This is a genomic window from Myxococcus eversor, from assembly GCF_010894455.1.
Taxonomy (GTDB): domain Bacteria; phylum Myxococcota; class Myxococcia; order Myxococcales; family Myxococcaceae; genus Myxococcus; species Myxococcus eversor.
On sequence record NZ_JAAIXY010000035.1, the window covers coordinates 39,764 to 65,809 of the forward strand.

The following is a 26,046-nucleotide window of genomic DNA, read 5'->3' on the forward strand; positions in this document are numbered from 1 at the left end:
GTTTCAAGCGTGGGGTGCTCCCGGCGAAAGCGCGGTGGCCTTCACCGACGAGAACTCTTCCGGGGTCGTCACCCCCGGGCGCGACTCACGTCCCCGTTCGGACGGGGGTTGGGGCTTCCTCACGGGGGTTCGTGAGGGAGAACGCGTCGGCGAGCAGCTCGTAGGAGCGCAGCCGGGCCTGGTGGTCGTGGCAGATGGTCGTGATGATCAGCTCGTCCGCCTGGAAGTCCGCGGCCATGCTCAGCAGGGTCTCCTTCACCTGAGCCGGGCTCCCGCAGACGACGCGCTTGCGGTCGAACTCGAGCGTGGCCTGGTCCTCGGGTGTGTAGGCATACGCCTCCGCCTCCTCGACGGAAGGAATGGGCTCCTCGTTGCGCCCCTTGCGCGTGTTGATGGTCAGCAGGTCGCTGCTTCGTGCGATGCGCCGGGCTTCCTGCTCTGTCGGGGCACAGATGACGTACACACTGACGGAGGAGCGCGGCGCCGATTGCACGTGCGACGGCTGGAACTTCGCGCGGTAGCCCCGCGTCACGGGACCGCCGTGGATGGGGTTGAAGAAGTGGGCGAAGCAGAAGGAGATTCCCAGCCGCGCCGCGAGCACGGAGCTCTGCTCTCCCGAGCCCAGCGCCCACAGCTGCGGCATCCCCGGCGCCATCGTCTTCAAGCTCAGCGCCTGGAAGTCCGCCGTCGCGGGCGCGCTCCCGGAGAGGAACGCAATCAGGTCCTCGAGCTTCGTCGGGAAGCTCTCGTTGCTCGCGGGCACGCCGTAGGCCAGCGCCTTGGCCACCAGGTCCGCGCTGCCGGAGGTCCGGCCGATGCCCAGGTCGATGCGGCCCGGGTGCAGCGCCTCCAGCAGCCGGAAGACCTCGGCGACCTTGAAGGGGCTGTAGTTCGTCAACAGCACGCCGCCGGTGCCCACGCGGATGCGCGACGTCGCCGCGGCCACGTGCGCCACCATGATTTCAGGCGCCACCCCGGCGAAGTGTCCGGAGCCGTGGTGCTCAGCCACCCAGAAGCGGTGATACCCGAGCTGCTCCGCCGTCCGGGCCAGCTCTACCGTGTTCCGGAAAGCCTCATGTGTCGTGCTGCCTCGGGCGACGATGGAATGATCAAGAACACTGAGCTTCACGGCGAGCATTTCTCCCCGGGCAAACCACCGCCTCGGAGGCCGCTGACTCCACGGGCCGAGGGGTCGGGTTGACCGCGTTTCGTTGGGGGTGGGCACTATAATAGCACTGTCAGCCAAGATAAATATGGCTTGGCTGATTTTGATTGAAGTCCGAGAAAATGTGACAACCTGGAGGACTCGTGGACTCGCGGGTTCCTTCATCACCCGCGTCGCGACCTGTTATCAGCGCCCTCCCATGTACCAACGCGTCATCACGCACCCGCCCGCGGTCTTCGGGCTCACCTGGTTCGCGCAGTTGGTCTCGTCCCTGGGCTCGGCGCTGGCTGGCTTCTCGGTGATGGTCCACGTGTATCGGAGCAGCGACTCCATCACCGAGTACTCGCTCGCGTCGTTCTTCTCGTTCCTGCCGATGGTGTTGATATCCCCCGTGGCGGGAGCCGTCGTGGACCGGTGGGACCGGCGCCGCATCATGATGCTGGCGGACGTGGGGGCGGGGCTCACCATGCTCCTGATGTGGCTCATGCTGATGGCGGACGGGGCGGGGCTCTGGGCCCTGCGAAGCTGGCACCTGTACCTGCCCATCGCGGTGTGCTCGGCGGCGGGGACGTTCCGGGCCCTGGCCTACTCGGCCTCCACGGTGCTGCTGGTGCCCAAGCAGCACCTGGGGCGGGCCAACGGGCTGATTGAGCTGGCCCTGGGAATCGGTCAGCTCGGGGGGCCCGCGCTGGCGGGGCTCCTGGTGGTGCGAATCGGGCTGCAGGGGGTGTTGCTCATCAACCTGGGGTCCTTCTTCCTCTCGGCGCTGGTGCTGTTGTGCGTGGGGTTCCCCCAGCCCGAGCGCGGCGCCGCGCACGCGGTCCGGGCATCCCTGCTGGAGCAGGTGGCGGTGGGGTGGGATTTCATCCAGAAGAGACCCGGCTTGCTGGGGCTGCTCACATGTATCGCCGTGGCCAACCTGTTCGTGAGCCTGGTGACGGTGCTCATCACACCCCTGGTCTTGAGCTTTGCTGACGCATCGACCCTGGGCTGGATTGCCTCGTGTTCAGGCATGGGCGTGTTGATGGGGGCGCTCTTGATGAGCGTATGGGGCGGGCCGCGGCGACGCATCCTCGGGGTGCTTGGCTTCGAGCTGCTGGCTGGGCTGGCCCTGTTCGCGGCGGCGCTGCCTGCCTCCGCCACGGTGGTGGCCGGCGCGGCGTTCGTCTTCATGTTCACCGCCCCAGGGGTCATGGGGTGCTCTCAGTCCATCTGGCAGAGCAAGGTGCCCTCGGACCTGCAGGGGCGGGTCTTCGCGGTGCGTCGGATGATTGCCCTGTCCACGCCTCCGGTGGCGGCGCTGGTGTCCGGGCCGCTGGCGGACGGCCTCTTCGAGCCCTGGATGGCTCAAGGCGGCGCGCTGTCGGGGCGGCTGGGCCCCATGCTCGGCGTAGGCCCGGGGCGGGGCATCGCGCTGCTCTACCTGGTGCTGGGTGTGTTGTGCGCGGTGAACGTGCTGGTGGCGTGGCTGTCTCCCCGCGTCAGGAACGTGGAGCTGGAGCTGCCGGATGTCCTGCGCGAGCCGCCCGCGAGCGTGGGGCCCCAGCCGACGCCGACCTCGGCGTGAGACGGGGCCTCGGAGCCGCTACTCGACGACGACGAGCGCGCACATCAGCGCGCCCTGCGTCGCGTTGACCACGTCCTTGCCACGGCCCATCGGGTTCATCCGCACCATCGTCCCGCCGTAGCGCTCGCCGAAGACGAAGGAGCCCCAGATGAGGATGTGGGGGCCCACGGAGCCGTCGTCCCGCATGAAGTGGTAGGGGCGGGGCTCGACGCGCTCCTGGATGATCCACCCTCCGCTGGCCAGCGCCTCCAGGACGGCCGCGTCCCAGGCCTCGGCCGTCATCGAGCGACCGATGAGCACCGACTTGCCGCCGTAGGCGCGGCCCGCCTTCAACACGAGCCCCTCGCGCTTGTCGGCGGTGACCTGGTCGGGCAACCACACGCGCTCCCCCCCGCGAAGGCTGTGGGTGCGAAGGAGCCGCCGCGTCCAGGGGATGTGCTGGCGGATGAGGTCGCGCTCCTCGGCGGAGAGCGTGGGCGCGTCCTCGTTCTCCGACAGCAGCGCGATGTTGAGCTTGTCGTCGAGCAGCTCCTGCGCGGGGCCGTTGTAGAGGCAGAGGGTGCGCGCGGAGAGCGCCGCGCGGACGCGCGCATCGAACGGCAGTCCCACCACTTCGAGCCTGTCCCGCGCGTCGTGCTCCTGCATGGCGTGCACGCGCCGGCCGCGCATGGTGAAACAGTGGCCCTCCGCGTCCTGGACCTCGCCATAGGTGCCGATGAGCACCTCGCCCTTCGCGCCTTCCGCTTCGAGCAGCTCGCCGAACGTGGTGTTGAGCAACAGGGTCGCCATCTCGACACCCACCGGGTCCGGCAGCTCGTTGTCCGGGAAGAGCACGGCCAGGTTGCACTCGCCCTCCCAGGTGACGGTGCGGCGCACGTCGTCGAGGACGTGGGCGAGGAAGGCGCGCAGCGTGTCCTGGAGCTGGATGCGCAGGCCCTGCTCCTGGGTGAAGCGCTGGAGCACCGGCTGGTCCATCACCACCTGGGCCTTGAGCGCCGTCTCCCAGCCACCCAGGCCCGCCATCATGTTGACCTCGAGGCACTTCAGCCCGTCCGCCGAGTCGATGAAGTCTCCCCGGCTGAGCACACCGCGCGCGTCCTCCGTGAGGGCCAGGGCTTCGACAGCCACGCGGGCCCGCTCCAGCGGGAGGCCGAAGTAGTCGGACACGAGGGCGGGGTCGCCGCCGAGCAGCAGGCGCGGCCCGCGCTTGACGAGCCGGCTGAGCTTCACCGAGACATCTTCCAGCTCCCGGTTGCGGCGCGCGTCGATGAGGATGGGCCAGCGGTGCAGCTCGTAATACATGAGCGGTGACTCTTCGAACTTGCCGAACCGGTGCTTCTCGAAGGCCTCCGGAGTCCGCTCCGCGAACTTCAGGAACGCCACCGCCGCCGCGGACAGCTCACCGTGCAGCGCGCGCGTCTCCTCGGAGAACATCGAGCTGGGGACCGACTCCGGCTTCATGGACATCTCGAAAGCTCCACTCCAAGAAATTCACGCAATTGCACTCTGTCGCTGTGCGCAAGTAAAGCAGTTGCTTACGCGGAGCGGGGTTTGAGTCATCCTCCACGCCGACGCCATGAAACTCGAGCGCCATGTCGGAGGGCTCTCCCTCGCGCGGAAGGCCAACTACCTGCGGGCGCGCGGCTGGCGTGAAGACGAGGGCCAGTGGTCGAGTGAAATCTTCGGCCAGCATCCGTTGGCGAAGGCCATCCACCACCAGCTCACCGACGACCTGGCCCAGGCGATGTGTCAGCGCGGCTGGCAGGTGCTCGGCTACTCCGAGAGAGGCTACGTCCAGCTTCGAGATGGAGAGCGCGGCAAGCCGTGCTCGTTGCCCAAGGCGCTGCGCACCCAGGCGCGCCGCGAGAAGCGGCCGGTGGCGGAGTTGACCTACTCGCTGTTCCTCGCGGCGCTGCTCGAAGCGGACGCGGGGTAGGGCGCCCGAGAGCACGGGCCGTGGCCCGGCCGTGCGTCTGCTGCGTGCCGTGTCGGGCAGGACCATCTTTCCCTTTTGAGCGAGAGGGAGTTCGCATGGTCGCCCGCCGTCTCCGCAGGCTCATCCGGGACCCGTATTGGTTGCTGCTCCTCGCCGCGCTCGTCATCGGCGGCATGCTGGGCCTGGAGCTGTCGCGCATCCAGTCGGACAGCGCCTCGCCCTTCTTCGGGCAGGCATGGCGAGGCGACCCCAGTGAGACGCGCTCCGTGCTCACGGCGCTGTTCGGACTGCAGATCACCGTCCTCACGGTCGTCCTCTCCTTGAATGCCCCCGTCATCCAATCCGCGGCGAACCAGTACTCGCCCCGGCTGGTCCCGCTCTACTTGAAGAGCGCGCCGTTGCGCCGGGCCATCCCCCTGTTCTGCCTCTCCAGTGGGTTCATCCTCGTGTCCGTGCGCGAGCTGGGGCTGATCGCGGATGAAGCGGTTCGGCCACGCCCCGTCCTCTCGGGGGCCTTCATCCTGGTCCTCTGCGCGCTCGTGGCCCTGAGCCTCTGCATGATTCGCACGTTCCGCTACATGCGCGTGGAGCGGGTCCTCGGCCTCGTCCAGGACCTGGTGGTCTCCGCGGCGGAGCGACGCATCCGCGCGAGACTGAGCCGACTCCCGCTGGACCCCACCGCGACGCTGACGCTGCCTCCCGAGTCCATCGCGCTCATGGTGCCATCCTCGGGCTACCTCACCGAGGTCGACCTCCGACGGCTCACGCGACTTGCACGAAAGTGGAGCGTGCGGACCCGCATCGACGCCCTGGTAGGGGACTATCTCGACGCGGGTTCGGTCGTCGGCTGGGTGGTGCCGGAAGCTCCAGGGCACATGGACCCTCGCGCGATGCATGGCCTGGGGAGCGCCCTCATCCTCACCCCGGCGCGCGAGCCCGACTGCGACCCCGCGCTCGGGATTCGCATCCTGGTCGATGTCGCCAACCGGGCGCTCTCTTCCTCCGCGAACGATGCCTATACGGCGCGACAGGCGCTGCAGCAGGTCCGCTCGGTGCTGCGTCGACTGGGGCACCTGCCGCTGGGGGACTGGAACGTGGTCGACTCCGACGGCCAGGTGCGGGCGTCCGTCGCGGGGATGCGCCTGCGCGACTATCTCTTCCTCGCGGTCGATGGTCCCCTCCACCACGCCATGGGCAATCCCGAGGTCCTCGAGGAGGTGCTGCAGATCGCCCTCGCGGTGGGGCTGACCGCCGAGGACGAGGAGGACCGTGGCGCGGCCCAGGCGCTGGTGACTCGCGTGCTCTCGGAGGCCGCCACGCAGGAGCCTCCAGCGCGCGAGCGCCTCCACCGCCTGCTCACGGAAGCGCGGCGGGTCCGCGCGTCATATGCGCTGGACCCACCGCGATGGGACGACGCTCACTGAGTCCTCACCCGAGGCCCCATGGCAGCCCCAGCACCTGCCACGCCACCAGGAGGAGGATCCACGCGATGAAGACGACGACGACGTAGGGCAACATCAGCGCCACGATGGTGCCCACGCCTGCTTCCTTCTGGTACTTCTGGGCGAAGGTGACGATCAACGCGAAGTAGGCGTTCAGCGGTGAGATGGCGTTGAACGGACCGTCACCCACGCGGTACGCGGCCAGCACGGCCTCCGGGTCGACATTCAGCCGCATCAGCAGCGGCACGAAGACGGGGGCGAAGATGGCCCACTTCGGAATGGCGCCCGTCATGATGAGGTCCAGCACGGCGACGACGCCGACGAACCCGACGAGCAACGGCAGCGCCCCGAGCCCCGCGTCCTCCAGGAAGTCACCCATCTTCACGGCCGCGAGCGTCGCCATGTTGGTGTACGTGAACAGGGCGATGAACTGGCTGATGATGAAGAGCAGGAAGATGAGCGAGCCCAGCCCCGACACCGCCTTCTCCATCGCCTTGATGACGTCGACGCTGCTCTTGATGGTCTTCGCGCCGATGCCGTAGGCCGCGCCCGCCACGAGGAACAGCAGGGTGATTGCGACAATCAGGCCGTTCATGAACGGCGAGTCGCCCACGATGGCGCCCGTCTCCGGATTGCGCAGCGGCGCCCCCGGCGGCAGCGTCAGCAGCCCGAAGAACACCAAGACCGCCAGCACCCCCAGCCCCGCGAACTTGAGCCCGCGCGACTCGTCCGCGCTCATCGTCGCACCCGCCGCGTCCGGCTTCTCGCCCTTGTACTCACCCAGTCGGGGAGAGATGACCCTGTCGGTGATGAACGAGACGATGAAGGTCAACATGATGACCGACGCGACGGAGAACCAGAAGTTCGCCGTCAGGTCGATGGAGCGCTCGGGATTGAGGATGTGGATGGCGTCGTTGGTGATCTCCGTCAGGATGCCGTCGAGCGGTTTGATGAGGATGTTGACGGTGAACACCGCCGCCACGCCCGCGAAGGACGCCGCCAGACCCGCCAGGGGATGACGCCCCACGGTGAGGAAGGCCGCTGCCGCGAGGGGAATCAGGACCAGATACCCGGCATCGGCCGCGATGCTCGACAGGATGCCGACGAAGACGAGGATGTACGTCAGCGCCTTGCGAGGCGCGACGGCCACCAGCTTGCGAATCAGTGCCGCCACCAGGCCCGCCGCGTCAGCGACACCGACGCCGAGCATGGCGACGATGATGACGCCCACGGCGTTGAAGTTCATGAAGTTCTGGACGACGCCCTCGAACATGAAGCGAAGGCCGTCGCCCGTCAGCAGGCTCTTCGCCGCGGCGGTCGTCTGCTCCGGGACGTGGGTCTCCGGATTGATGGTCTGGTAGGTGACGCTGAATCCCATCATGTAGAAGACATGGGAGAGCAGGATGACGATGCCAATCAGCGCGACGAAAATCACGGCGGGGTGGGGGACCTTGTTTCCCACCCGCTCGACGGTGTCGAGGATCCGCTCCAGTCCCTTCTTCTTGGGCGGTGTCTCCGACTGTCGGTCCGGCATCGAATCGTTGAAATGAGCTGCCTTCATGGTCGTCCCGATCCTTTCCTTCCGGGGACACGCTGCCGCTCATTCCCGCGACGATGCGCGAGCCCCCTGCGTCAAAGCGTCAGCTCTCCACCCACGGTGAGCGCGGTGTCCGTGGAGGCTTTTCCCTCCGCGGGCGAGCTGTCATGCCGTACGTCGAAGAACGTGGTGAGCGCGAAGCGCCCGGTCAGGTTCACGGAGAGCTTCGTGGTGGAGGTCAGCAGCACGCGCGTGTCGCCGAAGACGTCCGGGAGGAGCATGGCGTACTCGCGAAGCTCCACCCGCTCGTTGATGTCATAGCGGAACATCACCGCGAGCGAGGGCGACCACAGGTCCACCCCGGGGAGGTCTTTCCGCGTGGGCACGTACTGGAACCTGCGGTCATGGGCGTAGTGCGCGCCGAGGTAGGCCCGCAGGAACAGTTCGTCCGACTTGCGCTTCTCACGCTCCAGCAAGGTGAAGCCGATCCCCAGCTCGGCTTCCGCGCGCAGTTCGAGGCTCGACAGGTGGTCGGTCTCCGCTCCCAGGTACGCATACGCGCTGAGCAGGGGCGTGGCCCGATACTCTCCGCGCACCCACGCTCCGAGCGCCTCCGCGATGAGCTCCCGCTCTTCCTCATCCGCCGAGGCGGCCTTCCCGTAGGCCCCATCGGCTTCCAGCGTGAGCGCCCACTTGGGCGACTCGTACTCGGCCAGCGCGTTCGCCGTCAGCGTGTAGGAGCGGCTGTTGCCCGAGAGGAATGAGAAGCCGACGCCGAAGGAGCCGGTCCAGGGAGGAATGTCCTCCTCTTCGTCCTCGGTGCATTGTCGTGCCGGCGTGTCCTCCACCGCCGCGTCGGACGACGGCGTGGGAGTCTGTGCCAGGACAGAGAGCAGGAGGAGGAGCGGATTCATGTTCCGGCAAACACTCGGCATGGGTGACGGGGCACGCAATGGAACGCGAGGGCAGCCAACTGGTCATGGCTCGGGCCGCAAATGCTCCCTCAGTCGCGCGGTCTTCTCGTTCGTCCAGCCCTCGGGTCGCAGCAGCGCGAGCCAGCCGTCCACGTGCTCGCCCGTGTAGACGTGCCCGTAGCCCTGAGGGACCTCCATCCCGAGCGGCAGGTCGGCTGTCACCTGCCAGAACGTCACGAAGGGCAGCCACACCATCGCGCTCGAGACATCGTCGCCACGTGGCTCCCGCAACCAGTCCGGACGCCGCAGCAGGAGCCCGGGGCTCCACCACGTAATCGGGTCCGACGGATGGAGGAGATATAGCACCCGGGAGTCGCCCCACGGCGCGGACGCCGGAGGAATCTCCTCACCCGGGCGACGGCTGAAGCGCACGATGCGCCCGTCGCGGTAGATGGGCTCCACCTCGGGGCTGCCCGCATCGCGTTGGTCGGTGAACTCGCGATACAGCGTGTTGAAATTGGGCGGACCGACGAAGAGCGCGCCGTCCGTCCGGTTGGCCAGGTCCCGCTCACCACTGAACGCCGTCTCGCCGCCGTACGAGCCCAGGCTCTCCCCGAACACGAGCAACTTCGGGCGCTGACCCTCGGGCAGTCGCGACCACCGTTCGTAGACGGCGTCGAAGAGGGCCCTTCCTGCCTCGCGGGCCCGCTGCTGGTCCACCAGGACGGAGAGCCACGACCACAGATGTGAGTACTGCATGGAGACGATGGCGGAGTCGCCGCCCGTCAGATACTCGAAGGCGTCCACGGACTCCGGTACCACCCAGCCGCTGCCCGTCGTCGTCACCACGAGCAGGTACTCGCGCTGAAATCCGCCGGCGCGCTCCAGGTCCTCGACCGCCAACTCCGCGCGCGCCTCCGCATCCGGCGCGGACGCGTAGCCGGCATACACGCGGATGGGCTCCTTCGCGGTGGTGCCGGTGAGCGCCGACAGCTCCTCCACGGAGGGGCCCCGGCCCACGAAGTTCCGTCCCTCGCGGCCCAGTGTCTCCCAGCCCACGCGCGAGCCGGGGCCACCGGAGCGCAGCGCGCTGCGCGGGGGATGCACGCCCTCCGCGGTCGTCTTGTCCTGCACGGCCAGCGTGCGGTCCGCCAGCGAGATGAGTCCGTCCCACAACACGCCGCTGGCGAAGAGGACGGTGAGCGCCGCCACCACCAGGCCACTCGTCGCGCGCGCCGCACGCGGGCCGATGTGTCGCGCGAGCCGAGCGTCGAGGCGACGATAGAGGGCGCGCAGGCCCCGTCCCGCCGCGACGAGCAGGAAGAAGAGGAGCGCCGCGACGAAGGGCGCGAACAGGTAGCCGGCCCGGCCAGGGTGGGGCATCCCCATGCGCTCGCGGATGCCCGCCTGCCAATGCCAGCCCATCGCCAGCGCGGCGACCAGGGCCACGCTTCCCACCATGAAGAAGCCACGCCAGGCACGGAGACTCGCGACACGCGCGGGACGGTTGGCGAACTCGCGCCAGAGCCACGCGCCGAGGACTCCCAGCCCATAGCCGATGACCGCGCTGATGCCACTGACCAGTCCTTGGAAGGGACCGCTTCGTGGCAGCAGGGACGGGGTGAAGGAGAGACACGCGAACGCGAGCGCCGCCCAAGCCCCCGGCAGCGTGTAGTGGAGCCACCGGGACGCGGTCCGACTCCCACGCCAGACACCCCGTGCCAACGGTTGCGGCGCGGCGCGATCAAGTAGGCGCTCCATGTGAATCCCCCCGGGGAAGCACGCTCGCGGACCCGCACCGCACCCCTCGTGCAAGGAGGGTAGGGCTGGACACAAGGAGCGGCGGGAGACCGCGGGCGCGTGCCTGCTCGCCTGTTGCCCCCCAGCCAGGCTCCAGCTTCCCGCCCATCAGGCCCTCAACGCTGGAGACGAACCCGCGCTCTTGTGGTAATGAAATTGCGAGTCAATATCGTAGTCTTGGCTGTCGGACCGTTCCTCGGGGCGGGCCTGAAGGCAGCGTGAAGAGAAGAGGAGCGCGGCGTGACGACGAGCGTGAGCGAGAAGGTGTTCCGTCGGGGACCCTTCCCCGTGAAGTTCCGACTGCTGGAGGTGCTGCGCGTCGCTCGCATCACTCCGCATGTGGTGCGCATCACCTTTGGGGGCGAGGACATCCAGGGCTTCAACAGCGAGGGTGCCGACGACCACGTGAAGCTGCTGTTCCCGGAGGAGGGGAAGCTCAAGCCGGTCATCCCCACCATGGGGCCCACCGGTCCGGTGCTGCAGCCGGGTGAGAAGAAGCCGGACTCGCGTGACTACACGCCCCGGCGCCATGACGCGGTGGCGGGCGAACTGGACATCGACTTCGTCCTCCACGGCTCCGGGCCCGCGTCGTCCTGGGCGGCGAAGGCGAAGCCGGGAGACTTCCTCGGCGTGGGCGGGCCCAAGGGCTCGCTGTTCGTCTCCAACGATTTCGACTGGTACCTGCTCGCGGGCGACGAGACGGCCATCCCCGCCATCGGCCGCCGGCTGGAGGAGTTGCCCGCGGGGGCGCGCGCCATCGTCTTCATCGAGGTGTCGGACGCCAGCGAGGAGCAGAAGTTCGACACCAAGGCGAACGTGACGCTCACCTGGCTGCACCGCGATGGCGCGGAGGCCGGGACGACGGACTTGCTGAACCAGGCGATTCGCGGGCTCGACTTCCCGCCCGGCGACTACTTCGCCTGGGTGTCGGGTGAGTCGCTCTCCATGCGCCCCATCCGCGACCACCTGCTCAATGAGCGGGGCACGAAGAAGAGCTGGGTCCGCGTCACCGGCTACTGGAAGCGCGGCCTGTCGGACCACCACCACGACTCGCAGAACTGAGTCGTCGCCCCGGGGAGGTTGAATCACCTCGACCTCCCCGGGACTCGCGACGAAGGCTACGCGGGCTTCGCGAGCGAGCGCAGCACTTCGCCCGCCATCTCCACCGTGTAGTCGATCTGCTCCTCGGTGTGCGCGGCCCCGGGGAAGTTCACATCACGGCGCAGGAGGACTCCCCGGCGCGCCATTCCGCCCTGGAACGGCGTCATCAGCTTCGCGTGCTCCACCATGTCCGTGGAGTAACGGAAGAAGGGAATCGAGTCGTAGCCGAGCACGCGCAGCGGCGAGCCCACCGCCTCCGCGTGGGCGTTGATGCCCTCGCGCAGCTTGCGGCCCAGCTTCGCCACGTGCTGGATGTGGTTGCCGTTCTTGTAGAACTTCAGGACGGCCTCGGTCACGGCCAGCGTCAGCAGCTCACCGCCGAAGGTGGTGGACACCTGGAGGTCGGCCAGCTTGCTCAGGTACTTCGCGGGGCCGGAGATGGCCGACAGCGGCATGCCCGCGGCGATGCCCTTGGACATGCAGACGATATCGGCCTGCACGCCGAAGAACTCCTGCGCGCCGCCCATCGCCAGACGGAAGCCGGTGACGACCTCGTCCATGACCAGCAGGACGCCATTCGCCGTACACGTCGCGCGCACCTGCTGCATGAACGCGGACGTGAGCACGCGGTTGTAGGGGATGGAGAGAATCACCGCCGCCAACTGGCTGGCCTGCTTCTCGATGGTGGACAGCAGCACCGCCTCGTCCGGAGGCGTGAAGAGCGGCAGGCGCGTCGTCAGGCCCGCGTGCGCGGCCGGCACGCCCGGTGTGTCGAACATGAAGTGGTCGTGCCAGCCGTTGTAGCCGACCGTGATGATGCGCTCCTTGCCGGTGACGTAGCGCGACAGGCGCACCGCCGCCGACGTCGCGTCCGCGCCCGTCTTGAAGAACCGGGCCTGCTCGGCGCCGGGGACCAGCTCCAGCAGCGCCTGGATGGAAGTCACTTCCACGGGCGTGGGCAGCGAGTGGAGGACGCCTTCCTCCAGGTGCTTGCGGATGGTGTCCACCACCGCGGGGTGGTTGTGGCCCAGCATGTTGGCGCCGAGGCCGCTGATGAAGTCGATGTACTCCTGTCCGTCCACGTCCTCCACCAGGGCGCCCTGGCCCTTGGCGAGGAACACGGGGAAGGAGCCGGGCGCGAAGAACTCCGGCTTCTTCATCATCGACTGGGTGACGCCGGGGACCGTCTTGCGCGCCTCGGCGAGCAGCTGGTTCGAGCGCTCCAGCTTCAGCTCACCCAGGATGGGGCGAGGGAGGGAGGGGTGCTTCCTGACGGGCATGTCCATGAGGCTTCCTTTGCTTGATTCGGGGGTCGCGTACCGCGGTTCAGGTTTCAGGGAGGAGGCAGGGGCTCAGGTCGTCGCGGCCTTCAGCGCCATGGCGCTACGGCCCAACGTCCAGAGCAGGCACAGCGAGAGCGTCGTCACCGCCACGGCAATCCAGCCCACCTGCCCGAAGCCGATGAGCGCGCCCTCCGGCGACGTCGCGATGAGCAGCCCGCTCACCCAGGCGGAGAGGCCGGAGGCGCCGTCGCTCGCGGCCATGTTCACCGCGAGGAACCGGCCACGCAGCGCGGGCGGCACGCGCGCCGTCACCAGCGCGATGGTGGGAATGGCCCGCGTGGACGTGAGCGCCATGAACATCACGAACGCGCCCATGACGACGGGCAGCGGCGAGGGCGACAGGTGGGTGAAGAGCAGGTGCGGGCCCACGGTGCCCACCAGGAGCAACGCGAGCATCCGGCCCGGGCCGAGCCGGTCCGTGAACCGGCCCACCAGCTTCGCCGACACGAGCGTCCCCGCGCCGCCCGCCAGATACACCCACGGCAGGTCCGTCTGCGCGAGGCCCAGGTTCCCGACCATGTATGTGCCCAGGTAGGGGATGAGCAGGAAGCTGGCGAACGCCACGCTGAAGGTGAGCAGCCAGCCCAGCGCGAGGCCCGGCGCGGCCAGCGTCGACAGGGGATTCTGGCGGGTCTCCTCGGCGCTCCGGGAGAGGTGCTGGTCCAGGCGCGGCAATACCTTCAACAGCCCCAGCCACAGCACCGCGGCCAGCGCGCAGATGGCCCAGAACGGAGCGCGCCAGCCCAACAGATTCGCCAGGGCGAGTCCCAGCGGAACACCCGCGACGGCGGACAGGCCGATGGTGGACATCACCGTGCCGATGGCGCGGCCCCGTCGCTCGGGAGGAACGACGTCCGCGATGATGGCCATGATGACCGCGCCCATCAGCCCCGCGCACGCGCCCGCGAGCGAGCGCGCCACCAGCATCGACACGTAGCCGGTGGCCGCGCCGCACGCCAACGTGGAGAGGATGAAGCCCGCGTAGATGGCGAGCAGCGTGCGCTTGCGGTCGAACCGGTCCAACCAGAACAGGCCCAGCACGCCCATGGCCGCGGAGGCCAGGGTGTACGAGGAGACCATCGCTCCGAATTGCGCTGTCGTCAGGCCGAAGCGCCGGATGAACTCCGGCCCCAGCGGCATGATGATCATGAAGTCCAGGAGGTGGCTGAACTGAACCCCGGCGAGCAGCAGGGTCAGCGCTCTTTCCTGCCGGGCCTGTCGAGGCGGAGATGCGGCGTTCACGAAGGACTCCAGGTGTCGCGCGCGGCGGGGGCCGCGAGGCTCAAGGGCGGACGAACCGGACCCGAATGGGAGGGGAGGTCGCCGCGTAGGGCCGGCCATCGCGGTCCAGCGCGGTGTCGAAGCGCGCCTTGCGCGCACAGGCCAGGGCCGCCTGGCCGAAGCCATGCCCCGGGTCCGACAGCAGCTCGGTCGACGTCACTTCACCGTCGGCGTCCACGGCGACGCGCAGCACGACGAGCTGGTCATCGATGCGCAGGGCGTCGGCTTCCTTCGGCCACGGGCAGCTCCAGCTTCGCGCCGCGAGCTGGATGGAGCGCGCCCGGCTTCCACCGGTGCCCTGGCCCCGAGTGTCACCCGCGGGCACGGTGTCGACCGCCGTCGCCGAGCGGCCGGTGGACGCCGTCACGCCTCCCGCATAGCGAGGCGCGTCCCCGCTCGTCATCTCGAAGTCCGTGAAGTCGAGCGGGGCCGCCGGCTCCTTCGCGGCCACCACGGCTCCCGCCTGCGCGGGCTCGGCCTGCGCGGGACGTGACGATTCGCGGGGCGCGGGGCCCGGCGTCTTCACTCGCGGCGGAGGGTCCGCCCTGGTGATGCGCTGGGGTGGAGGAGGCGGGGGCTCGGGCGGGAGCGGGGGAGGCTTCAGGTCCACCACGTGGTCGATTTGAAGCGTCTGCTTCTTCTGGGCGACCTTGGGCGCCGGGGACTCGCCCTTGCGCCAGGCCTGGTACGCGAGCACGCCCGCGACGCCGTGCAACGACGCGGTGGCCACCATGGCCCAGAGCAACCCGGTGCGCCGCCGGGGAGGCGGCGGGCCCAGGATGATGCTCGCGATGCTCGCGTCGGGGCGCGACGTGGGGTCAGGGGATGACACGCCCGTCCTCCGTCGTCGCGGGAGTCTCGGGCGTCGCCGGCTCGGCGGGACGCACGGTGCCGAAGGCCACCTTCGTGAGCCCGGCTTCCTTGAGCTGGTCCAACACGGCGATGACCTGCCGGTGCGGCACGGCGCCATCCGCCTGGATGACCGCGCGCAGCTCGGGGTCCTTCGCCAGCGCGCGCCTCGCGCTGTCTCGCAGCGCGGCCTCCGTGATTCCCTCGCCGTTGACCAGGAGCTGGCCCGTGGCGGTGATGGAGACGGCGAACACCGTCTGCACGTCCTCGCTCTGCGAGGCCTTGGGCAGATCCAGGGGCACGGCGGGGCTGTCCACCAGCCGGGCGGTCACCATGAAGATGATGAGCAGCACCAGCATGATGTCCACGAGCGGCGTGACGTTGATGCCTTCAATCAGGCCGCCGCGGGGCTGTGTTCCGCCCGCCATGTTCAGGCGCCCCCGGTGGAGGAGCGCGCCATCGCCCGCTCACGGGCGGAGACATAGGCCAGCACCAGGTTGGTGAGGGCCTCGGCGTCCGACAGGATGCTCGCGATGCGCCGCTGGAAGTAGTTGTAGGCGGCCACCGCGGGCAGGGCCACGCCGATGCCCACGGCCGTGGCGACCAGCGCCTCGGCGATGCTGCCCATCACCGCGTTGGAGGCGACCTGGCTCGTCTTGCCCACCACCGCGCCGGCCGTCGTCTCGCTCAGCGCCTCGAAGGCCAGGAGCACGCCGATGACGGTGCCGAACAGCCCGATGAAGGGCGCGTTGTTGCCCAGCGTTCCCAGGAAGGCCAGCCGGTTCTCCAGCGTGGAGCGCTCAATCGCGAGCGCGCTCTGCATGCCCTTCTCCGCCGCCGTCATTCCCTGCGGCGCCAGCCGGAGTCCCGCGCGGGCCACCGTGGCGCCCACGGACGTGCGCTTCTCCAGCTTGGAGATGGCGGAGGGGAAGTCGCCGCTCGCCAGCGTCTCCTCCAGTGCGCCGGACAGCTCGCGCACCAGGTCCTGCTTGCTGCGGAAGACAATCCACCGCTCGATGATGATGCCAATGCTCACCAGCGACAGGGCGAACAGCAGCCAGAGCACCCAGTTGGCACCCCACTGCACGAAGACATCCTTGACGATTTCCACGATGTGCATGGTCGGTCTCTCAGGCGTCGTCGGGATGACCACTCGTCATCGCAGCGTCGGGTGTCATGGGGTTGCGTTGAAGCCAGCTTCCATGACGCCGGATGCGACCTCCGCACCCGGCGCCACGGAAGAATGAAGGGGACTAGCGCAGCTGCAGGAAGGAGAAGACCAGGCCCTGCGTGCTGAAGGCGACCGCGCCGTTCTGGCTGGTCAGGTCGCGGAAGTTCGTCACGGAGGAGTTGTTGGTGAACTCCGTGAAGAGCGTGCGGCTGTCCGTCACGTCATACAGGAACGTGCTGCCCGTGGACGCGGGGATGGTGGTGATCTGCGTGGCCACGAAGGTGCTGAGGTTCAGCTGCCAGAAGCGCCACGCGGACGCGCTGGCCACGGCGCGGGGGTGCGTGCCCGGGACGACGGTGTAGGACGTCTCGTCCAGGACGCGCAGGTACGCGGTGCCGTTGGGGCCGCGCAGCAGGGAGCCCGTGGCGTTGCCGTTGGTCAGGTCGCCCAGCTCGCGGAAGAAGTCCGTGTCATAGGTCTCGGTCTGCGTGTTGAAGCGCAGCAGGCAGGGCACCGGCGTGGTCTCCGGGCCCGCCGTGCGATACACGGCCGCGCCGTACGCCTCGGTGGCCAGGTAGACGAGGCCATCCGGACCGACGACGCCGTCACGCACATAGCCGCAGCGGTCGTCCGTCACGATCTTCGCCGTGTCCGCCGCCGTGTCCACCACGATGACGCCGGCCTGCTTGGTGATGCCGATGCTCGCGCTCGGGCGCCAGCCGATGGGGATGATGATCTTGCCGCCCACGCGCACCGGCGCCGACGCGAAGGTGCTCAGCGCGCCCTCGACGGCCAGGCCTTCCAGGGTGATGGCCTTGGTGACCGTCATCGCGGTGGGGTTCCAGACGATGACCTTCCCCGAGCGGCCGTCGACGTAATACGCCTTCGTCTCCGACACGTACTGGAACTGGTGCTGGTACTCACCGATGGAGCTGACGCCGCTTCCCTGGAAGCTGACCTCGGCGTCGCGGCCCTGCGAGTCCTTGTCCTTCTCCAGCGTGCCGTTCGCCGTCAGCGTGTAGCGCGTGACGACGGCGCCCTCGCTGCTGCTCACGTACAGCAGGCCATTCTTCGCGATGCCCGAGCCCAGCGCGCGGCCCGGGACCTCGATGGCGTTCTCGAGCGACAGGGGCGTGGTGGCGTCGACCTTGTCGGTCAGGACGACATAGCTCAGCGACTCGTTGTCGGCGCTCACCTGGGTGATGGCGGCGTAGATGGGGCCGGTGCCGGGCGTCGGATCCGGATCCTTGTCGTCGTCGTCATCGTTGCAGCCCGCGAACAGCGACAGCGCGAGCGCCGCGGCGGTGATGCGCGACAGGGGGAAGAACGAGCGAATCTTCATGGGTGAATGCCTTTCGGAGAAAGATGACTGCGACTGCGTGTTGATGACTCAGAGCTCCGCGACCACCTTGGCGGAGACACTTCGGCCGGGACGCTGCACGCCCATGAAGTCCATGGCGGTGGCGTCGGTCAGGTTCTGCACGTCGACCGTCCAGCTGAAGGTCGCGCGCGCGGTCCGGGTGACGTAGGTGAGGGCCAGCGAGTGCAGGAGCTGCGCGTCGATGTCCTGCTTCGAGGCCTGGCTGCCCAGCTTCTCCCAGCCCCGGTAGAACGCGTGGATGTACCGGGTGTGCCAGGTCAGCGACAGCTCGTCGCGAGACGAGGCCACGCCGCTCAACTGGAACCGGGCGCTGCCGTTGGCCAGCAGGTGAGGCCGGTTGGGGAGGCGCTGCCCCTCGAAGAGTCCGAAGGCGCCCTCGCTGGAGACATTGCGGACGTCCTGCCAGGTGAGGTTGCCGTCCAGCGAGAGGTACTGGGCCGGAGACGTCCACCCGGCCGCGCCGGTGGCGCCCAGGCTGCGCGCCGCGAAGACGTTCTGGTACGTGAAGTAGCCCTCCCGCCCCTGGGGGATGATGAGCTGGTCCGCCAGTCGCGCGAAGCCCATGACGCCGCCGCGGAACGCGCCGTGCCGCGTCTCCCGCGAGTCGAACGCCAGCTCCAGGTTGACGTTGTGGCTGGTCTCCGGCTCCAGCTCGAGGTTCGCGTCGATGAGGATGCCGTCGCCGAACAGCTCGTCGGGACGGGGCAGGCGCGTGGCCCACTCGTACGAGGCCTTGGCGGTGAACAGGGACGACAGCCGGTAGCGGAGCGCGTCACCGATGCCGAAGGTGAAGGTGTCCCGGTCCACGGCCATGAAGCTGTTGTCGGGCAGCAGCCGCTCCGCGCGGGCGAGCTGCACGTAGCTCTTCACGAAGGCGATGTTCTCCAGCCGCTCGTCGAGCGCATCCAGCTCGTGCTCCAACCCGGTCACCTGGGTGTAGAGGCCACGGCGGGCGCTGAGCGGGTCCACGCCTCCCGTGCTCCGGAGGGCGCGGTCCTCGCCCGTGCGCCTCACCCAGGTCGGCGACACCGCGAGCCGCAGCATCTGGTTGGGGGTGAGGCTCCAGCCCAGGTTGATGCGCGCGAAGCCCGTGTGCTGCCCCACGTGAAGGTCGACGGCGCGGCTCTCCATCTCTCCGGCCTGCGGCAGCTCGGTGATGCACCGGCCGAACCAGTCGTAGGCGCAGCGGCCCAGGTCGCTCAGCCGCGCCTGTCGGAAGACATAGCCGCCGACGGCATCGGCGATGAGGCCGTTGCCATAGGTGTGCTCGAAGCGGAGCGTGGCGCCGCCGGACCGGTTGCCCGAGTCGACCTCGCCGTAGGGCACCTTCATCGTCGTGTCGTGTTGAATCTCCTGGGTGGACGCCGAGGCGAAGCCACGGAGGACGAGGCGGCGGGCCCAGGGCTTGTCCAGGAAGCCGACCTCCACACCGCCGCCGCCCGCGCGGAACGCATCGTTGAAGCGCGGCAGCCGCGCGTCGCTGAGCTGGCCCGAACTGTTCTCCACCCGGACGTCGACGCGGTAGTCATTGGGGCTGGAGTCGAAGAAGCCGCTGGCGCGGGCGAACAGGCCAGAGGCGCTGGCGACATGCTGCGCGCTCGCGGCGATGCGGTGGGTCTCGAACGAGCCAATCTCGTAGGACGCGGAGGCGCGGCTGCCCAGGAGGTTCTCGGTGGTGACGATCTGCACCGCGCCGCCCAGCGCGTCCGCGCCGAAGCGCACCGGCACCACGCCCTGATACACCTCCATGCGCTGCACGAGGTTGACGGGGACGTTCGCGAAGTCCGGGCCGTAACCGGCCAGCTCCAGCGGCACGCCGTCGATGAAGAAGCGGACCTGGTCATCCGCGAGTCCGGCCAGGGAGAAGCGCGCCCGGCTGCCCAGGCCTCCCGCGCGGCGCACGCCTACGCCCTCGGTGCGCGCCAGCGCCTGGCCCATGTCCACGGCCTCGCGCTGGAGGTTCTCCGTCTCGATGACCTTCACCGCCTCGGCGGAGCGACGCTTGCGGTTGGCCACGGACTCGCCCTCGACGGTGACGTCGATGGCCTCCTGGCTCACGTCGACCTGCGCCGTGGTGACGACGGGCGCTGGTGGCTGGGCTGGGGCTTCGGCCACGGGCTCCGGGGCGGGAGCCGGCGTCTGGGCCACGGGGGCGGGGACGACGGGCACGGCCTCCACGGGGAGGCGGAACTCGTAGCTGTAGGCGATGCGTGAGGCCACGGCGACGCCGTCACGCCGGGCGGGCTCGAAGCGGAAGCCCAGCGCGGCCTGCCGCGCCGCCTCGTCGAACCCGTGTCCTTGCGGCTCCAGAATCTCCGCCGCCGTGACGAGGCCCTGGTCATCCAGCGTCAGCTTCAGTCGCACCGTGGCTTCCAGCCGGGCCTGCTCCGCCTCGGCCGGGTAGGGCGCGTCCACGAACGTCAGCAGCTTCGGTGGGACGACCGCCGGCACGGGCGCCGCAGTGCTCGGAGCTGGCACCGCCGGCATGGGCGCCGCAGTGCTCGGAGCTGGCACCGCCGGCACGGGCGCCGGAGCGCTCGGAGCCGCCGCGGCCTCCACGGCCACCTGCGCGTGGCCCGCCACCTGGGCCCGCGCCGGAAGCGCGAACACCAGCCACGCCGCCGCCACCACGACCCAGCGCATCCGACCTGCGACGTGTCGTTCGCGTGGGGAACGAATTATGAAAATGGTTCTCATTTTCATTTTCAGGGGCCGTGTATTCCTGAACACAAACGCTGTCAAGAGTTGAGGGATGACTCAGGCTGCCTTGGCGTGCGGAACCTTCAGGGCCTGGAGCTTTTCCGCGACCATGAAGGAGAGCTGGAGTGCCTGGTCCGCGTTCAGGCGCGGGTCGCAGTGCGTGTGGTAGCGGCTGTGGAGGTCGTCCTCGGTGACAGCCAGCGGGCCGCCCAGGCACTCGGTGACGTTCTGCCCGGTCATCTCCAGATGGATGCCGCCGGGGTGGACGCCCTCGGCGGCGGCGACCTCCAGGAAGGACTTCACCTCGGAGAGGATGCGGTCGAAGGAGCGCGTCTTGTAGCCATTGCTGGCCTTGTGGGTGTTGCCGTGCATCGGGTCGATGGACCAGATGACGGGGCGGCCGTCGCGGCGGGTGGCGGCCATCAGGCGCGGAAGGCACTCCGCGACCTTGTCGGAGCCGAAGCGGCCGATGAGCGTGAGGCGGCCGGGGATGGCCTCCGGGTCGAGGATGTCCATCAACCGCAAGAGGTCGTCGGGCTCCAGGGTGGGCCCGCACTTGACGCCAATGGGGTTACGGATGCCGCGCATGAACTCCACGTGGCCGCCGTCGAGCTGGCGCGTGCGCTCGCCAATCCACAACATGTGCGCGGAGGCGTCGAACCAGTGGCCGGAGCTGGTATCCAGGCGGGTCATCGACTCCTCGAAGTTGAGGAGCAGGGCCTCGTGGCTGGTGAAGAGGTCCACGGGCGTGGGCGTGGGCGCGGCCGTGTGCTCCGGGGGCAGCGCCAGGGCGCTCATGAAGCAGAGGGACTCGAAGATGGTGTCCGCGAGCTTGCGGTACTGGTCTCCCTGCGGCGAACCAGCGACGCCGTCGAGCGTCCACCGGTGCAGGTTGCACAGGTCCGCGTAGCCGCTCTGCGAGTAGGCGCGCAGCAGGTTCAGCGTGGCGGAGGACTGGTGATAGGCCTTGAGCAGACGCTTGGGGTCCGGCACGCGCTCGGAGGCCTCGAAGTCCATCCCGTTGATGATGTCGCCCCGGTACGCGGGGAGGGTGACGCCGTCGAGCGTCTCCACGGGGCTGGAGCGCGGCTTGGCGAACTGGCCGGCGATGCGACCGACCTTCACCACGGGACGTCCGCCCGCGAAGGTGAGCACCACGGCCATCTGGAGGATGAGCCGGAAGGTGTCGCGGATGTTGTCGGTGGTGAACTCCTTGAAGCTCTCCGCGCAGTCACCTCCCTGCAGCAGGATGGCCTTGCCCTGCGCCACCTGCGCGAGCGAGGCGGTGAGCCGCCGCGTCTCCGAGGCGTGGACCAGCGGAGGCAGCCGGGACAGCTCCTCCTCCACGCGGTGAAGGGCGCGCATGTCCGGATAGTCATCCGGGATGTACTTCACGGGCTTCTCCCGCCAGGTGCGGGGGTTCCAGGGTCGGTTCATCACGAGAGGGCCGTTTCCTTGGGGGAGCCAGGTGCCGCGGGCAGCAGGCCGCGCGTGACGCACCAGGCGAGGTAGCGGAAGAAGAGGTCGCGATCCGCCTGGGGGCAGGTGATGCCGGTGCCCTCCAGGGCTTCATGCAACCGCTGACAGCGAATGGGGCCCAGGCCGAACGAGGGCGCCGAGTCACCGGAGCGCAGGTCGAAGAAGGCCAGGGTGGTGGTGTTGTCCGCGGTGCCGGCGCGCTCCGCGACTCGGGCGCGCCAGGCGGGGACGGGGAGCAGGTCCACGGGGTAGCCGTACTCGCCCACCCAGCGGAACAAATCCGGCAGTCGCACGTCGGGCACGGGCGTCACGTTGAACACCGTGCCGGGCGTGGCGACGCGGGACAGCTTGACGATGGCGCTCGCCACGTAGTCCACGGGGGTCCAGGTCTCTCCCACGTCGAGCAGCGGGAGCGAGCCAGAGGGAATGCCCGCGAGCAGGATGCGCCAGACCAGGTCTTGAGGATTGACGATGGCGGTGTCCGTCGCGCCGACGACGCGGCCCAGACGGTAGACGGCGACAGGCAGGCCGCGCTCGGAGGCTTGTTGCACCAGCCGCTCCGCGACCCACTTGCTCTGCTGGTAGCCGTCGCGCAGTCCGGCGTGGGCCGGCACGAAGTCCTCGGGCACCTCCGGGCTCACGTTGGCCTGGGGTGCCACGGCCAGTGTGGACACGTAGTGGAAGGGCTTGAGGCGCACGGCGGCGGCCAGGCGCAAGAGCTCGCGCGTGCCCTTGACGTTGACGGCCTGGACGCTGCCGTACTCGCGCACCACGCTCACCACGGCGGCGTTGTGCAGGATGACGTCGCACTCCGCGGCGAGGCCGTGGAAGCGCGCGCTGTCCAGCCCGAGCATCGGCTGGGTGAGGTCCGACGGAAGCGCGAGCACCCGCTCGGAGAGGCCCGAGGTCGGCAGCTGCTGGGACGTCAGCGCGGCGCGGATGCGCTCCATCGCCTGGGACTCGTCGCTGGCGCGCACGAGGCAGACCACGCGGGCGCGCGTCTGGCGCAGGAGCTGGTGCAGCAGGTGCGCGCCGACGAAGCCGGTGGCGCCCGTGAGCAGCACCTGGCGGGCTTCGGGGAAGCGCGTCTCGAAGCTGCCGCCCTCGCCCTGGGGCGCGGCGGTGCTCGGCCGGGGAACGATGTCCTCGGACAGCTCCGCGTCGGCGAGCATCGTGGTGCTCGGGCCGCTGGCTTCGGAGCCGGTCGTCTCACCGTGCTCCAGCGCCTGGGCCAGCGCGGCGGCCGTCGGGTAGCGGAACACCGTGGCGACGGGGACCTCCCGACCCAGGGCGATGCCGAGGCGGTTGGCCACCTGGATGCTCTGGAGGGACTGGCCTCCGCGGTCGAAGAAGTCGTCCTGCGCGGTGAGGCCCGTGGCGCCGAGGACCTCCTCCCAGATGCCGAGCACCACGCGCTCCAGCTCCGTGGTGGCCTGCGCCACGGTGGAGGATGTCTCGGTGGAGGTGGCCTTGCGCAGCTCCGCGCGGTCGATCTTCCCCGTGCTGGTGCGAGGCAGCCGTTCGGCGAACAGGATGGCGCCCGGCACCATGGGCGCGGGCAGGCTCGCCAACAGGTGCTTGCGCAGGTCGGCGGCGGAAGGCGCGGGGGCCTCCGCGACGATGTGCGCGCAGAGCCGGCGGGCGCCTCCGGGGAGCACCTGTCCCACCACCGCGGCCTCACGCACGCCGGGATGGCCGAGCAGCACCGTCTCCACCTCGGCCGGGTCGATGCGGTGTCCGCTGATCTTCAACTCGTCGTCCACGCGACCGACGAACACGAGCTGGCCGTCCTCTCGCAACCGGACCTTGTCGCCGGTGCGGTAGGCGCGGGGCTGGCCGGGCAGCGCGGCCAGGGTGATGAAGCGAGCCTTGTCCAGCTCCGGACGGCCCAGATAGCCCCGCGCGAGCGCGCCGCCCAGCAGGCACAGCTCGCCCTCGGAGCCTCGCGCCACGAGCCGCCCCTGCGCATCGACGAGCACCGCGCGGACGCCCGGCAGCGGAACGCCGATGGGGACCTCGTCACGCTCGGACTCCGGACCGCCGGTGTCTCCGAGTGACGCCACGGTCGCCACCACCGTGGCCTCCGTGGGGCCATAGGTGTTGAGCAGCTGTACGCTCGGCCCGACGGTGGCGCGCCAGCGTGCGACGCGCTCCGGCAGCGCCGCCTCGCCGCCGATGATGACGGTGCGAACGGAGGACGGCAGCCGCGCCGCGCCCGTGGACACGGCGTAGGCCAGCTCGTGCCAGAACGCGGTGGGCAGGTCGAGGAGGGTGATGCCCAGGGCCGCGCAGGACTCGAGCAGCCGGGGCACGGACTGGAGCATTTCGTCGGTGCGCAGCACCAGCCGCGCGCCGGACGTCAGCGCCAGGAAGACCTCCTCCACGCTCGCGTCGAAGTGCAGCGGCGCGAACTGGAGGATGCGGTCCTCGCGGGTGATGGCGTAGCGGTGCGTCGCACCCGCGACGAAGTGCGCCAGCGACTCGTGCGGAATCTGGACGCCGTTGGGCTGGCCCGTCGAACCGGACGTGTAGATGACATACGCGAGCCGAGCGCCCTCGGGGCGGAGCGCACCGGCCTCGGTCGCCGCGACGTCGCGCTTCAGGACCGTCAACTGGCCGGCGGCGCGGGGTGAGGCGTCCGTGGTGGAGAGGAACTCCGACGGGAGGACCATCAGCGCGGGCGCCGAGTCCTCCAGGATGGCGGCCGTGCGGGAGGCCGGGCCATTGGGGTCCAGCGGGAGATAGCCCGCGCCCGCGCGCAGGATGCCCAGCGATGCGACGATGGCGTCGAGCCCACGCGGCACCTTCACCGCCACGGGCGTGTCGACCCGGACGCCTTCCGCGACGAGTCGCTCCGCGAGCACCCCGGCGGAGCGCCACAGCTCGCCGTACGACAGGCGGTGATCGCCATGCTCCACGGCGATGAGGTCCGGCTGCTCGCGAACCTGGCGTTCAATCAGCTCCAGGACGGGCGAGGCGGGCGCGGGAAGCGGACCGCCGTCCAGCAGGGAGGCCATGTCACCGGAGGCACCGGGCTGCTCACGCACGGGCTGCTCGGGCGCGCCGAACCATGTGTCCAGGTGCTGGAGGAACTCGCGCTGATGGGAGTCCACGGCACGCTCGTCGTAGCAGACGGGGTTCGCGTCGAAGTCGACGCGCAGACCGCCGCCGTCCGAGCGCGCGTACATGCCGATGGAGAGGTCCTCGACGGGACCCGCGGAGATGTTGTGCGCGATGCCGGGCAGCCCCGCGAAGCGCACGCCGTAGTCGAACGGCATGATGTTGACCACGGGGCCGAACAGCTTGCGCTGCCCGCCCACGCGGCGAAGGTCGCGGCGGAGCTGCTCGTAGCGGTAGCGCAGGTGCGGCCTGGAGGCGCGCATCTCCGCGGAGACGTGCCTGGCCAGCGAGGCCAGGGTGGCCCCGGGCGAGACAGGCACGCGCAGCGGCACGATGTTCATGGCCATGCACGGCACGCGCAGCGCCGCCGAGCCCAGGCGCGTCATCACCGGCAGGCCGAGCACGACCTCCGGCGCGTCCGTGCGCAGGTGGAGCCACGCCGCCGCCGCCGCGAGCACCAGGTCCGGCCACGTCACGCCGACCTGCTTCGCCACGGCCTGCATCCGCTCCACGTCCGTGCCCGCGAGCATCCGGGTGGAGCGGACGAACGACGCGGACATGGGCGCGGGCGGCGCCAGCGTCACGGGCAGCGGCGCGTCGGTGAGGCGGCCCACCCAGAAGTCACGGTCCTTCTCGAACTGGGGGCCCGCGCGATAGGCCGCGTCCTCGTCCAGCACGGGGCGCAGCGGCGCGAAGCCCGCGGGCGCGGCCTTGCCCGTCACGCGGGAGGTGTAGAGGTCCGCCACGCGCCGGGTGAGCAGCGAGAACCCGTACCCGTCCATGGCGATGTGGTGCACGCGCTGGAACCAGAAGTACCGCTCGGCTCCGGCCTTGAAGAGCACCTGCGCGAAGAGCGGGCCTCGCGTGAGGTCCACCGTGCGCTTCAGGTCTTCCTTCATCCACGCCTGGGCAGCCACCCACGGGTCCGTGGCGGTGGAGAGGTCCACGTGCTGGAGCGCCCACTCCACGCAGGGGCTGACCTGCTGCGAGGGGCCTTCCGGCGTGGACTCGAAGCGCGCGTGGAGGGCCTCCGCCTCGTCGACCGTCTGACGGACGGCGGCCTCGAAGTGCTCGGGGACGATGGCGCCACGAAGCTCGATGCACTCACCGGCGTTGTAGATCGCGCTCGCGAGGTCGAGCTGTTGACCGACCCAGATTCCGTGCTGCGCCGCGGAGAGCGGCCAGCGTGCGTCGTATGATTCGGGCATCGCAGGTCCTTCGTGAGGGGGCATCGAACCGGAGCGGGGTGGGGGCGCCTCG

The 26,046-nt window shown here is 69.6% G+C and carries 18 protein-coding genes; 4 read left to right on the forward strand and 14 right to left on the reverse strand.

Going from position 1 to position 26,046, the window contains the following annotated elements; all coding sequences use genetic code 11:
* Positions 1 to 85 precede the first annotated feature (85 nt).
* Positions 86 to 1,129: an LLM class flavin-dependent oxidoreductase gene (locus G4D83_RS43425; protein WP_163870844.1), complete on the reverse strand. Its 1,044-nt coding sequence runs from the start codon at positions 1,127 to 1,129 to the stop codon at positions 86 to 88.
* Positions 1,130 to 1,364: 235 nt separating this feature from the next.
* Between G4D83_RS43425 and G4D83_RS43430 the strand changes: the two genes are divergently transcribed.
* On the forward strand, positions 1,365 to 2,732 hold the full coding sequence (locus G4D83_RS43430; RefSeq protein ID WP_163870845.1) for an MFS transporter: 1,368 nt from the start codon (positions 1,365 to 1,367) through the stop codon (positions 2,730 to 2,732).
* Positions 2,733 to 2,750: 18 nt separating this feature from the next.
* Here G4D83_RS43430 and G4D83_RS43435 read toward each other — a convergent pair whose 3' ends face one another.
* The gene (locus G4D83_RS43435; protein ID WP_240357151.1) at positions 2,751 to 4,193 is read right to left on the reverse strand and encodes a hypothetical protein; all 1,443 of its coding nucleotides are present in this window, start codon (positions 4,191 to 4,193) and stop codon (positions 2,751 to 2,753) included.
* 115 nt (positions 4,194 to 4,308) lie between these two features.
* On the opposite strand from G4D83_RS43435, the gene G4D83_RS43440 reads away from it, so the two are divergent.
* Complete coding sequence (locus G4D83_RS43440) at positions 4,309 to 4,668, forward strand: hypothetical protein (RefSeq protein ID WP_163870847.1); 360 nt, start codon at positions 4,309 to 4,311, stop codon at positions 4,666 to 4,668.
* Positions 4,669 to 4,763: 95 nt separating this feature from the next.
* Positions 4,764 to 6,092 (forward strand): DUF2254 domain-containing protein, encoded by a 1,329-nt coding sequence (locus G4D83_RS43445; protein WP_163870848.1) that lies wholly within the window; start codon positions 4,764 to 4,766, stop codon positions 6,090 to 6,092.
* A 4-nt stretch (positions 6,093 to 6,096) separates the two neighbouring features.
* Here G4D83_RS43445 and G4D83_RS43450 read toward each other — a convergent pair whose 3' ends face one another.
* The 3 genes from G4D83_RS43450 to G4D83_RS43460 all read right to left on the reverse strand — a co-directional run bounded on the left by G4D83_RS43450 (position 6,097) and on the right by G4D83_RS43460 (position 10,322).
* Positions 6,097 to 7,671: an AbgT family transporter gene (locus G4D83_RS43450; RefSeq protein WP_163870849.1), complete on the reverse strand. Its 1,575-nt coding sequence runs from the start codon at positions 7,669 to 7,671 to the stop codon at positions 6,097 to 6,099.
* Positions 7,672 to 7,742: 71 nt separating this feature from the next.
* Entirely contained in the window at positions 7,743 to 8,561 is an 819-nt protein-coding gene (locus tag G4D83_RS43455) for a DUF481 domain-containing protein (protein ID WP_163870850.1), read from the reverse strand.
* 63 nt (positions 8,562 to 8,624) lie between these two features.
* Positions 8,625 to 10,322, reverse strand: coding sequence for an alpha/beta hydrolase (locus G4D83_RS43460; RefSeq protein WP_163870851.1), 1,698 nt, complete (start codon positions 10,320 to 10,322; stop codon positions 8,625 to 8,627).
* Positions 10,323 to 10,601: 279 nt separating this feature from the next.
* Here G4D83_RS43460 and G4D83_RS43465 point away from each other — a divergent pair, with 279 nt between their 5' ends.
* Positions 10,602 to 11,423: a siderophore-interacting protein gene (locus G4D83_RS43465; RefSeq protein ID WP_163870852.1), complete on the forward strand. Its 822-nt coding sequence runs from the start codon at positions 10,602 to 10,604 to the stop codon at positions 11,421 to 11,423.
* A 56-nt stretch (positions 11,424 to 11,479) separates the two neighbouring features.
* On the opposite strand, the gene mxcL is transcribed toward G4D83_RS43465, so the two are convergent.
* The 9 genes from mxcL to mxcG all read right to left on the reverse strand — a co-directional run bounded on the left by mxcL (position 11,480) and on the right by mxcG (position 25,994).
* Positions 11,480 to 12,748 (reverse strand): myxochelin B biosynthesis transaminase MxcL, encoded by a 1,269-nt coding sequence (gene mxcL / locus G4D83_RS43470; RefSeq protein ID WP_163870853.1) that lies wholly within the window; start codon positions 12,746 to 12,748, stop codon positions 11,480 to 11,482.
* A gap of 66 nt (positions 12,749 to 12,814) precedes the next feature.
* A complete protein-coding gene (mxcK, locus tag G4D83_RS43475) occupies positions 12,815 to 14,047 on the reverse strand; it encodes a myxochelin export MFS transporter MxcK (RefSeq protein WP_240357152.1) in 1,233 nt (410 codons plus the stop codon).
* Positions 14,048 to 14,087: 40 nt separating this feature from the next.
* Positions 14,088 to 14,918 carry a TonB family protein gene (locus tag G4D83_RS43480; RefSeq protein WP_163870855.1) on the reverse strand — a complete coding sequence of 277 codons (831 nt, stop codon included), beginning with the start codon at positions 14,916 to 14,918 and terminating at the stop codon, positions 14,088 to 14,090.
* Positions 14,905 to 15,363 (reverse strand): ExbD/TolR family protein, encoded by a 459-nt coding sequence (locus G4D83_RS43485; protein ID WP_163870856.1) that lies wholly within the window; start codon positions 15,361 to 15,363, stop codon positions 14,905 to 14,907. The genes G4D83_RS43480 and G4D83_RS43485 overlap by 14 nt, the downstream gene beginning before the upstream one ends.
* Positions 15,364 to 15,365: 2 nt before the next feature.
* A complete protein-coding gene (locus G4D83_RS43490; protein ID WP_163870857.1) occupies positions 15,366 to 16,055 on the reverse strand; it encodes a MotA/TolQ/ExbB proton channel family protein in 690 nt (229 codons plus the stop codon).
* 133 nt (positions 16,056 to 16,188) lie between these two features.
* Entirely contained in the window at positions 16,189 to 17,448 is a 1,260-nt protein-coding gene (locus G4D83_RS43495) for a hypothetical protein (RefSeq protein WP_163870858.1), read from the reverse strand.
* Positions 17,449 to 17,496: 48 nt separating this feature from the next.
* A complete protein-coding gene (gene mxcH / locus G4D83_RS43500) occupies positions 17,497 to 20,130 on the reverse strand; it encodes a TonB-dependent siderophore myxochelin receptor MxcH (RefSeq protein ID WP_163870859.1) in 2,634 nt (877 codons plus the stop codon).
* Between the two features lie 114 nt (positions 20,131 to 20,244).
* Positions 20,245 to 21,627, reverse strand: coding sequence for a class II 3-deoxy-7-phosphoheptulonate synthase (locus tag G4D83_RS43505; RefSeq protein ID WP_163870860.1), 1,383 nt, complete (start codon positions 21,625 to 21,627; stop codon positions 20,245 to 20,247).
* Positions 21,624 to 25,994, reverse strand: a complete 4,371-nt coding sequence (gene mxcG / locus G4D83_RS43510; RefSeq protein ID WP_163870861.1) for a myxochelin non-ribosomal peptide synthetase MxcG — start codon at positions 25,992 to 25,994, stop codon at positions 21,624 to 21,626. Before mxcG ends, G4D83_RS43505 begins: the two co-directional genes overlap by 4 nt.
* Between the last annotated feature and the right edge of the window lie 52 nt (positions 25,995 to 26,046).